This is a genomic window from Flexivirga caeni (assembly GCF_003724155.1).
In the GTDB taxonomy this organism is placed as follows: Bacteria; Actinomycetota; Actinomycetes; order Actinomycetales; family Dermatophilaceae; genus Flexivirga; species Flexivirga caeni.
In genome coordinates, this window is the sequence record NZ_RJJQ01000026.1 from 32,356 (window position 1) to 42,050 (window position 9,695).

Sequence of the window (9,695 nt, forward strand, 5' to 3'; positions counted from 1 at the left end):
GCAGCACGAATCGCCACTCGGCCTCCCACGGAGAATCGAAGCCGGCAATCGAAAGGCAGTTGTCCCGATGCAGAGACAGTTCCGCTCCGCCAACTGTGACCTCCGGCCAGAGGGGGAGCAGCACTCGGTTTCCGGGGGCCTCCGGAGGTCGCGGCGCCCAGCCTTCCAGAGCGTCCCGTCCGGCGTGCTTCACTCCGAGGTTATGTTGCGGCTCGATGCCTGCGTCCCGCGCAGCTCCGAGGGGATCACCCGCACTGCCCGGTATGAGTAGCCGTCCTGCAGAAAGTCGAGGTGCTCGGCGACGAAACGCACCCGCTGTCCAGCAGCCAGGGCCCGGTAGCCATCCGTCGCGATCGCCGAGAAGTGTACGAAGCACCCACCCGGAGTCTCCACAGAACTCAGCGCACCCCAGCCCTGCTCGGCATCGAACCACTCGACAACACCGTCGATCCGTCCGGTCGAATTCCCGTCCGCCATACGCCGAGGGTAGGCGCCTCGGTATGAGATTGGGCGGACTGTTTGCATGGCCGATCTGAAGCGAGCAGGCAACCGTGGGCTGTATGCCGATCGCGCGACGTGGATCAACGAGGGTCGGGCCTGGGTGTGTCCGGCCACGGGCTACCCGCAGTCCTGGACCGTTTTCATCCCGCGCTCTCGCAACGAGAGCGTGACGGTTCAGGTGTCCTCACTGGCCGAAGCAGCGCAGGTTGCCGACCAACGTGGCGTCGAGCTGACGATCTCCGCACGGACATACCCCTACCTGGTCCAACAGGGCTTCGCTCCTCCTGAGAGACAGGATACGTTGCCCTTCGCCGATGCTCGCGCGACCGACTTGCGAGAGCTGGACCAGCAGATGGCTCTGCATCAGAGGGCCGCTGGCCTCCTCGGGCTACCCGCGCCCGTCGCCGCCGGGACCGCCGGCGAGTGCGGGTTCGTTGTCCGCGTGATCACCGCCGACACGGTCGCATTGGATAGCGCCTGGATCGTGGGCCGGATCAACCTCGATCTCGACGCAACTAACACCGTCATACACGTGTCCGCCGGATAGCAGCGACAGCACGACCAAACCTCTCCATGGAGGGCAGTCTGGGTCGCGACCCCTGCTGGCGCAGGCCGGACCGCTACTCCAGCCTCCCAGGGTCGGACGACCCGGCAGGTTCCTCACCGTCGTGGTGATGTTCGGCCGTCGTTGTACCGGACGTGGGGTTGCCACCCATCATGTGCAGCATGCCGATGCCGCCTGTGCGGATGAATCGGGTGCACAGCAGGCCGGCCAGGACCAGGAAAGCGATGTTCAACCAAGTGGTGTAGTTCCAGCTGACTCCGGCGTGGCCGACGAAGGCGTGGCCGGCTGCCGGGACAAGGTGGAGGATCTGGAAGATTGCTTCCACGGCATAACCGGCGAGCACCATGCAGACATAGAACACGCCGGTGATCCGCAGTGTCATGGCCCATCCGTAGTACTTCCGGTAGATCGCCAGGATGGGCAGGATGAGCAGATCGGCGAACAAGAATGACGTGACGCCACCAAAGCTGATTCCGCCGTTCCAGAGCACGGCGGCCAGGGGCACGTTCCCAATGGAACATACGAAACTGGCGATCGCGATGATCGGGCCGATGATCGGGCCCCAGATCGCCGAGAGCACCGGGTGCCCGTTCAGGAAGAGGTGTTGCCAGAACGACACGGGCACCCACGCGGCGATAGCGCCGGCGATCAGCAGGCCAATGAGTATGTCGCGAACGACCGCCGCCCACTCCATCACGAAGATGTGGCTGACCGAGGTCACGCCACGTCGTGACGCCAGCCGCGACCAGATCGAACCGTGACCGCCGATGGACATGTCCATGCCGGCGTGACCCTCCATCGAACCGGCGAGGCCCTTGTCGGCCTGGGCGCGGGCGTCACGAATCATGTTCTCGCGCAGCATGATCCGGAAGGCGAGGGCGACCAGCACAATGATAATCGGTCCGCCGACGAACTCCGCCAGGGTGAATTGCCAGCCCAGCAACAACGCGAGGATGATGCCGAGCTCGATGACCAGGTTGGTGGATGCGAGTTCAAAGACCATCGCCGCGGTGAAGCTGGCGCCCTTGCGGAACAGTGACCTGGCCAACGCGACGGCTGCGTAGGAGCAGGACGAGGAGGCGACCCCTAGACCGGTGGCCCTGGCCAGTGTGCTGGGGCGGTCATCGCCCAGCAGGTCCGAGACCTGCTCGCGGCGGACGACAGCTTGCACCACGGCGGCCAGCAGGAATCCCAGGATCAGTGACCAGCAGATCTGCCACGCCATCGTGCCGGCCATGCGTAGGGCGTCGATTACCGCATCGATCATCGGCACACTCCTCGTGCTCGCTCGTCGCAGTGCGGGTGCAGGGCGGCAACTGTTCAGTCCACACTTGTATACCCCATAGGGGTATACAAGTGTGGACTGGGTCGGTCACCTTCATCCCGGGCATGTGGTCGGCGATCAGGACGACCTTGGTGCCATTGCTCAGGTGTCTGCTGCCGGCTTTCGCGCAAAGAGCGCATGGGTGCGCGATCCCGGTCGATCCAAGTAGTAATAAATTACTGATACTCTCCGACAGTGCGAGCCGCCGGTCGACCACCGAAGGACTCGGCCGAGTCTGTCAGTCTCGGCCAGGCTGTGATTGAAAGACGCCGCGCTGTGGGGATGACGCGCTCAGTCCTCGCGGAGAGATCAGGCTTGTCGGGCAACACCCTGATGAAGGTCGAGCAGGGCCACACGCGAGATCCGGGTGTGCTGAAGGTCGCCGCCATTTGCCGGGCGCTGTCCGTGTCGATCGATGCGCTCGTTCGAGACGCGGAACACAACCAAGGACGTCGGAAGGTAACTGCGATGACTCACGGAATCGTCTCTGTCGGATATGAGGGCCGGACGATCGACGACTTCGTCACCGATCTCGTGCGCGCGGGTGTGCAGACGGTGGCTGATGTTCGCCTCAATGCGATCAGCCGGAAGGCGGGTTTCTCCAAGACTCGACTTCGCGAAGCGCTTGCCACAGCAGGCATCGACTACCGCCACATGCGCAGCCTCGGCAACGCACGCGAGAACCGTCGGCCATTCTGGGAAGGTCGTGTCGAGGAGGGGCAGCGCGTCTTTCGCGAAACGCTACAGTCCCCCGAGGCCGAGTCGTCCATGGTCGAGTTATCGGAGCTGGCGCAGGATCAAATCGTCGCGGTGCTCTGTTACGAGTCCGACATGGACAGGTGTCACCGCAAGGTGATCATCGACGCGATCGCTGACGCAGCCGAGGTACCGGTCGCTGACCTCCCGACCTAGGAACCCTTCTTCGGGTAGTAGACGCCGAGGATGCTGAACGTCTGCGGGCGCTTTGCCTGATTGCCCACGTAGAACGCCACCTGCCGATCCGGGGCGCACATCTCCTCGAAGAACCGCGTACGGATCGCGGCCTGAGCATCCGCATCTGAGCGGTCGTGAAGGTGTTGTTGAAGTGCGACGAACTCCCAGTCAATAATCGACTGCTCGTGGGTACCGCACTCCGGGTCAGCACACCGCCACCTATAGAAACCCCTAAACCGCGGCGCTTCCAGCGGCGTCTTGTCCTGGACTTCTTCAAAGACCTCGAACCCCAGCTGGTTGACATAGCCGTCGATCTTCGACTGCTCGTCCTTGCTCCATCCCGGGTGGTGCTCCAACCGGAAGCCCAAGATCTCGGCTGGTCGCACAAGCGCAAGTGACCTGGCTGTTGCGTCGGCCGCAGCGTTTCTGCGGAGGCAGCACATCGAATCATCGATGATCGGATCAAGGAGTTCCTGGCGTCTCCGCCACGCTGGCAGGCTGGATTCGACGTGAAGGGTCGACATGTTCGGCCGCCACGACTCGAACCGGGCCTCACCTGCTGGGGTGCACTCAACCGTCACGATGTCGTACTTCTTGAACTGCTCCGTTGCCGCGGGCAAGTGTCTGAAGTTGATTGGGTAAAGACGGATCCACCCCGTCGGCCCGAGCGCTCCGAGCCGAACGCCGGCCACGCAGACTGTCTCGCCGTACGCCAGAGACGGGTTCGGCGCAGCCTTCACCGTGATCAAAACCCGGAGGTGCGCTGTCTCGCGCGGCTTCTCCGCCTGATGCTCGACGGTGTCTCCAAACAACGTTTCCATCGCCTACCCCTTTGTGCGGCCCTGCCCCACGAACGTAGCGCGATCTGCGGATCCGTTCAGCGAAATGCTCGCTGAACAGCGCTGCTCGGCCATTGGCTCCGAACCCCGGCCGACAACGACGTTCTGCCAAACCAGAACCGATAGAGCGGTCGCGAGTCGTGCCCCCAATGTCACTTTCGGCTACTTGTCCGACCCCGCAGATAGATTCCGACTGTGGACGATGACGACGCGACCAACCCCGCCACACGCTGGCTGTATCACTAGACCTCAGCCAGTGGGTTCGACGGCATCATCAGGGGCCAAACGCTGTGGGCCACAGACGCTAGTAGACCGTCGTATCTAATGTTCTGGGTATAGGTGCCGGAGTTTGATGCGGGCGTCGGTGGTGGTGAATTGCCAGTCGACTTGGCGTTGGTTGGCGTTGGTCGCCGACTGCCAGGCGGCGAGCTCGGCGTTGAGTCGGTCGAGGTTTCGATGCGCCGGCTGAGGCATTGCCGGGTCAGGGCGGACAGTTCGATCTCGGCGATGTTGAGCCAGGACCCATGCTTGGGCGTGTAGTGAATCTCGAGACGTGAGGCGAGGTTTCGGGCCTTGACCGGTTCGAACGCTTCGTACAGGGAGCCGAGCGTGTGGGTGTTCAGGTTGTCCATCACCAGCACGACCCGTGGTGCTGTGGGGTAATCGATGGTCAGCAGGTGATCGATCTCGGCGGCCCAGTCGATGCGGGTCCGCCGAGGGCGGGCATCGACGCGGCGGCGGCCGGCCAGGGGCTCGACCCACACGAAGATCGAGCACGTGCCGTGCCGCACGTATTCGGAGTCCTCCTTGCGGTCGCTGCCCGGGCGTACCGGCTTCGGGGCACGGGCGTGCGCCAGGAGCTGGTACGGCTTCTCATCCATACACACGATCGGAACATTCGCGTTGTAGGGACGGTGGTAGACCTCCAGCACGTCTTCCATCCGGGCCACGAACTCCCCGTTGGCGTGCGGGGCGATGGTCCAGCACTGTTTCAGGTGAGGACGAAGCCCCCCTTTTTCAGGACCCGCCCGATCGTGGAGTGATCCAGCGGCGGGATACCGTCGGTCAGCACCACGTGTTTCTCCAACAGTCGCAACGACCACCGGTCATAACCAGGTGGTGGGTTGGTGCAGGCCAGCGCGATGACCCGCGCCTCGACGTCACCGGTCACTTTCGCCGGCACCGGCGGCTCGGCGCGCTTCTTACGCCCGATCGCGGCCTGGGCATCACCGCCGGACCCGGTGAATCGTTTGGCCACCCCATACACCGTGCCCTCACACACCCCGACCTGCTGCGCGACCACCCACCGGTCCGGTGCCGGGCCAGCAGTCTCGTCCAATGCCAACAGAATCCGCGCCCGCGTGATCATCCGCGCCGGATGCGTCCCCGACGTCACCAACCGCGTCAGCTTCCGACGATCAGCCGCCGTCAACGTCACCACGTGCTCTTTCGGCCTCGACATGAAGATCTCCTTCCCTAGTCAAGTATCGACCAGGAAAGTCAACCGAACCTATACCAATATATTTAGGAGCGACACGCCACTAGGTTTCTGAACGACGCACAGGAACTTGAGTTCGGGCGCGAGGCACTACGCGAGACGCTGCGTCAGGAGGTACATCCGGTCCGTAGAGACCCCGAGTACCCCTTTACGCCCAGCATGCAGACCGCGGCTTCGATCTACGGTCAACTCGATCAGCTACTCGATTCCGGCAACGACGCCCGCTCGCAGAGCGGAGCACACACCGCATACGTCACGTGCTTCTCGGCGCAGCGGCGACAGCTGTCACAGTGGAGGTCGTACGGAACAGACGAGTACCCGAACCGCTTGGTCGTGGACACAAATACTCTCCTCGACAACCCCGATCTAAGCGCCTACATATCGCTGCTCGGCTCGCGGTATATGGCACACGTGTTGCCCGTCGTGCTTCGCGAACTCGACGATCTCAAACGCGGTGGTCGCAACCCGGAGATCCGAGAGGCGGCACGCAGAGCCGACCGAAGGCTGAAGGGCCTACGAACGAACGGTGGCGATATCCGTACCGGTGTGAAGGTTGCCGGTGACGTATGGGCGCGCTTCGAGCACGTTGAGCCTAGAGATGATGGACGTCTCCCCTCCTGGTTGGACCTGACCGTCCCTGACGACCGGCTGGTTGCCTCAGCGCTCCTCCTCCAAAGCGATCACCCAGGAGCGAAGCTCACTGTCGCTACCGGGGACCTGAACCTGCAGACGAAGCTCGCGGCGGTTCGCCTTCCCTTCATCGAACTGCCCGTCTGACACGGGGTCAGATCCGGCGGCAGCTGCGGCAAGGGGCGGGAGTTACCCGCGGGGTGGGTGGAAGATCCCAGCGCGGAGATCGCGCAGGCGGATGAACTCCATGACGAGATGCATTGCCTCCAAGGTCGGGTAGAGTGCCATCGCCGACGAGCTCGTCAGGCGAATCTCCTGCACGCCCGGGGTATGGCTGACTTGAGTCTCCCGCGTCAACGCACCTAGATAGGCCCACGGCCGGCCGTGCGCCAAGCCCGAACACACCCGCCACAAAAAGGTCAGTGGTAAGCGCGTCTCTCCCTCGACCTCTCGGATGATTGAGGTGGCGTATAGCCGACTGGTGACCTTCGCCCAGTCCAGGCCACGGCGATCCGACGCTTCCTTGATCTTCTTCTTGACTTCTGCCTCGGTTGCCCCACCGACATTTGCGACGTTCCTGGCTGCTTCCTCTTGGTCGTGAGCATTGCGCAAGTACCAGCGAAGAGCACGAGTCACGCGTTCATCGCGCCCACGCGAAGCCAGCATCCAGTAGCCCGTGGCGGCATTCTCGATGACACCACGGGCGAGAGTCGAGGACGCTGCGAGGTGATGGAAGCCCGCATCGGCAACTAGAACCTTCGCGGCATGCAAATGATCAACAGCCGCCGTGAGACACAGACTCGCCGCATGCGATACGGGGTACGCCGCGCATGCCGCCTCGTCACCTGCCAAAGCGCTGCCAGTCAGAACTGGAAACTCATCAGGCATGCCGACTCGCTGAGCAAGGCGATCAATCAGTGGGCTCATCTCCGCCCACTTCGCAACGATCGCCTCTTCGGAGACAATCCCCGAGTCTGCGTTGGAAGTGTCGGGAGTCATCCCGACAGCGACGAGCGGTCTAGGCCTGCGGCTGATGCACATGACGGAGAATCATTAGCCATAGTGATAGATCACCCATACATCCATAACTTCAAGTAATGATTAACTACAACGGGCAGTTGATCAATCTTCGCTGCATCTCGACAACAGTCAGAAATTCTGCGCCATGTTCGTAAACCGCGAGTAGTGCCCCTGGAACGCGACGGTGATCGTGTCGGTCGGACCGTTCCGGTGCTTGGCGACGATCAGGTCCGCCTCCCCTGCACGCTCGGACTCCTTGTCGTAGGAATCTTCGCGGTGCAGCAGGATCACCATGTCGGCGTCCTGCTCGATAGAGCCGGACTCACGAAGGTCGGACATCTGCGGTCGTTTGTCGGTGCGCTGCTCGGGGCCGCGGTTGAGCTGGCTGATCGCGATCACCGGCACGTTGAGCTCCTTGGCGAGCAGCTTCAGCGCACGAGAGAACTCCGACACTTCCTGCTGGCGGGACTCGACACGCTTGCCCGACGTCATCAGCTGCAGGTAGTCGATGACCACCAGCCTCAGGTCGTTGCGTTCCTTCAGCCGCCGGCACTTGGAGCGAATCTCCATCAGCGACATGTTCGGCGAATCGTCAATGAACAGCGGCGCATCCGCCACCTTGCCCATCGTCGTGGCAAGCCTAGTCCAGTCTTCGTCGCGCATGGTGCCTTTGCGCATGTGCTGCAGTTGTATGCCGCCCTCGGCTGACAGTAGCCGCATGGAGATCTCGGTCTTGCTCATTTCCAATGAGAAGACGGCAGACGTCATACCGGCTTTAATAGAACAGGCGCGCGCAATGTCTAGTCCTATCGTAGATTTTCCAACGGCCGGCCTCGCCGCAATGACGATCATCTGACCGGGATGCAGACCGTTGGTGAGCGCGTCCAGATCGGTGAACCCCGTCGGCACGCCGGTCATCTGGCCGCCGGTGCTGCTGGCGGCGTCGATCTCGTCGGCCGTCTCGGCGATGATGTCGCCGAGCCGCACGTAGTCCTCGGCCTCCTTGCCCGCGGTGACGCCGAACACCTCGGCCTGGGCGGCGTTGATCACGTCGACGACATCGCCGCCGCCGTCGGCATACCCCATCTGCACGATGCGGGTGCCCGCGGTGACGAGCCGACGCAGCACCGCACGTTCGGCGACGATCTCGGCGTAGTAGCCGGCGTTGGCGGCGGTCGGAACGCCCTGGATGAGCTCGTGCAGGTAAGCCTGTCCGCCGATGCGGCTCAGCTCGCCGCGTTTGGTCAGCTCGTCAGCGACAGTGATCGCGTCGGCCGGCTCGCCCCTGCCGTAAAGGTCGATGATCGCTTCGTAGATCGACTCGTGCGCCGGCCGGTAGAAGTCGCGCCCGTCCAGCGCCTCTGCCGCATCGGCGATCGCGTCCTTGGACAACAACATGCTGCCGAGCACCGATTGCTCGGCAGGCACATCCTGCGGCGGCACCATGCCGCCCCCCTGGCTACCCTCGGGCACGTAGTCCGGGGGCAGTTCAGCAATCGCCACGCAGGCACTCCTCGAGACCGGATTCGAACATGCGTCGATTGCACCACCGACCTCCGACAAGCCACTGACGGGGCGCTCACGACACGCGAAACCGCCACGCTAGATCGCCGCCGGGCAACGTGCAAACCCCTCATCCACCAGCCTTGTGGACACCCTGTGGACATCGTCCGTATGCCGGTGCACACCCTGGGGACAAGATTGTGGATATCGTCTTCACCAGAGCATCCGCAGACCGCTGACCTGCGGAAACATCGACATCGGGATGTGCACAAGAAAACATTTCGGCGACCCTGAAACACCCGGCCCCCAGTGGGATGAACGGGTCGAACGGTGCCTCCTGTGGTATGGCGACCGCCTCTCCCCGCCCTGCCACCGGTGTGTTTTGTCCCTCCATATTCGGCCGTTTGAGCGCTACGAAATCGTCCGAATGAGCGCTACACGGTCGGCCATTTCAGCCCGCCGGGCGCCGGTGAGCGTGCTCGCTCAGCATGGCGACACCGAGACCACCGGGAGGCACGCACGACGTCACACGGCGACGTGCGCACAGACCCGACCTGTGCCCAAAACCGCGGGATGACGCCGATACAAGCGCTGCCGCGGGCAGGCTGCGCCCGCCCTTGCCCTCGATGACTTCGGCACCGTCTCGGACATTGTGGACTGGGCGCTGCATGGTCGAGCCGGGTGGCCCGAGGAGCAATGACGGCACGTGCTGAAATGGCCGGAATTCCAAGATGAACTGGCCGGAGAGTTACTGCTCACACACAACCGGACTCGCTCGGCGGGTAGGTACCCCGGTCGGTGGGGCCCTGGTCTGCGCTTCTCAGCGGACCAGGTGGGTGGTGGCTTCCAGCACCTGCACCTGCTGTACTGGACCCGTGACCG

At 63.2% G+C, this 9,695-nt stretch carries 10 protein-coding genes; 3 read left to right on the plus strand and 7 right to left on the minus strand.

Going from position 1 to position 9,695, the window contains the following annotated elements; genetic code table 11:
• Positions 1–189 precede the first annotated feature (189 nt).
• Positions 190–477: a cold shock domain-containing protein gene (locus EFY87_RS21225; protein ID WP_123273031.1), complete on the minus strand. Its 288-nt coding sequence runs from the start codon at positions 475–477 to the stop codon at positions 190–192.
• Between the two features lie 46 nt (positions 478–523).
• On the opposite strand from EFY87_RS21225, the gene EFY87_RS18860 reads away from it, so the two are divergent.
• Positions 524–1,048, plus strand: a complete 525-nt coding sequence (locus EFY87_RS18860; protein ID WP_123273032.1) for a hypothetical protein — start codon at positions 524–526, stop codon at positions 1,046–1,048.
• Between the two features lie 73 nt (positions 1,049–1,121).
• Here EFY87_RS18860 and EFY87_RS18865 read toward each other — a convergent pair whose 3' ends face one another.
• The gene (locus EFY87_RS18865) at positions 1,122–2,333 is read right to left on the minus strand and encodes a permease (RefSeq protein WP_123273033.1); all 1,212 of its coding nucleotides are present in this window, start codon (positions 2,331–2,333) and stop codon (positions 1,122–1,124) included.
• Positions 2,334–2,645: 312 nt separating this feature from the next.
• Here EFY87_RS18865 and EFY87_RS18870 point away from each other — a divergent pair, with 312 nt between their 5' ends.
• Positions 2,646–3,302 (plus strand): DUF488 family protein, N3 subclade, encoded by a 657-nt coding sequence (locus EFY87_RS18870; protein WP_281276227.1) that lies wholly within the window; start codon positions 2,646–2,648, stop codon positions 3,300–3,302.
• On the opposite strand, the gene EFY87_RS18875 is transcribed toward EFY87_RS18870, so the two are convergent.
• The 3 genes from EFY87_RS18875 to EFY87_RS20745 form a co-directional block, all read right to left on the minus strand.
• Positions 3,299–4,144: a hypothetical protein gene (locus tag EFY87_RS18875; protein WP_220093712.1), complete on the minus strand. Its 846-nt coding sequence runs from the start codon at positions 4,142–4,144 to the stop codon at positions 3,299–3,301. The two genes, EFY87_RS18870 and EFY87_RS18875, sit on opposite strands and share 4 nt — an antisense overlap.
• A 260-nt stretch (positions 4,145–4,404) precedes the next feature.
• Positions 4,405–5,265, minus strand: coding sequence for an IS630 family transposase (locus EFY87_RS20740; RefSeq protein WP_220093713.1), 861 nt, complete (start codon positions 5,263–5,265; stop codon positions 4,405–4,407).
• The gene (locus EFY87_RS20745) at positions 5,154–5,624 is read right to left on the minus strand and encodes a helix-turn-helix domain-containing protein (protein WP_220093714.1); all 471 of its coding nucleotides are present in this window, start codon (positions 5,622–5,624) and stop codon (positions 5,154–5,156) included. The genes EFY87_RS20740 and EFY87_RS20745 overlap by 112 nt, the downstream gene beginning before the upstream one ends.
• A gap of 195 nt (positions 5,625–5,819) precedes the next feature.
• On the opposite strand from EFY87_RS20745, the gene EFY87_RS18885 reads away from it, so the two are divergent.
• On the plus strand, positions 5,820–6,437 hold the full coding sequence (locus tag EFY87_RS18885; protein WP_123273035.1) for a PIN domain-containing protein: 618 nt from the start codon (positions 5,820–5,822) through the stop codon (positions 6,435–6,437).
• A gap of 42 nt (positions 6,438–6,479) precedes the next feature.
• On the opposite strand, the gene EFY87_RS18890 is transcribed toward EFY87_RS18885, so the two are convergent.
• Both EFY87_RS18890 and dnaB read right to left on the minus strand, forming a co-directional pair.
• A complete protein-coding gene (locus EFY87_RS18890) occupies positions 6,480–7,289 on the minus strand; it encodes a hypothetical protein (RefSeq protein WP_123273036.1) in 810 nt (269 codons plus the stop codon).
• 150 nt (positions 7,290–7,439) lie between these two features.
• The gene (gene dnaB / locus EFY87_RS18895) at positions 7,440–8,813 is read right to left on the minus strand and encodes a replicative DNA helicase (protein WP_425459375.1); all 1,374 of its coding nucleotides are present in this window, start codon (positions 8,811–8,813) and stop codon (positions 7,440–7,442) included.
• Between the last annotated feature and the right edge of the window lie 882 nt (positions 8,814–9,695).

Excerpts from the sequence above, each read along its gene's own strand:
- EFY87_RS18865 (WP_123273033.1), bottom strand. The coding sequence starts at position 2,333 with ATGATCGATGCGGTAATCGACGCCCTACGCATGGCCGGCACGATGGCG.
- EFY87_RS21225 (WP_123273031.1), bottom strand. The coding sequence starts at position 477 with ATGGCGGACGGGAATTCGACCGGACGGATCGACGGTGTTGTCGAGTGG.
- EFY87_RS18885 (WP_123273035.1), top strand. The coding sequence starts at position 5,820 with ATGCAGACCGCGGCTTCGATCTACGGTCAACTCGATCAGCTACTCGAT.
- EFY87_RS18860 (WP_123273032.1), top strand. The coding sequence starts at position 524 with ATGGCCGATCTGAAGCGAGCAGGCAACCGTGGGCTGTATGCCGATCGC.
- EFY87_RS18875 (WP_220093712.1), bottom strand. The coding sequence starts at position 4,144 with ATGGAAACGTTGTTTGGAGACACCGTCGAGCATCAGGCGGAGAAGCCG.
- EFY87_RS18890 (WP_123273036.1), bottom strand. The coding sequence starts at position 7,289 with ATGACTCCCGACACTTCCAACGCAGACTCGGGGATTGTCTCCGAAGAG.
- EFY87_RS20745 (WP_220093714.1), bottom strand. The coding sequence starts at position 5,624 with ATGTCGAGGCCGAAAGAGCACGTGGTGACGTTGACGGCGGCTGATCGT.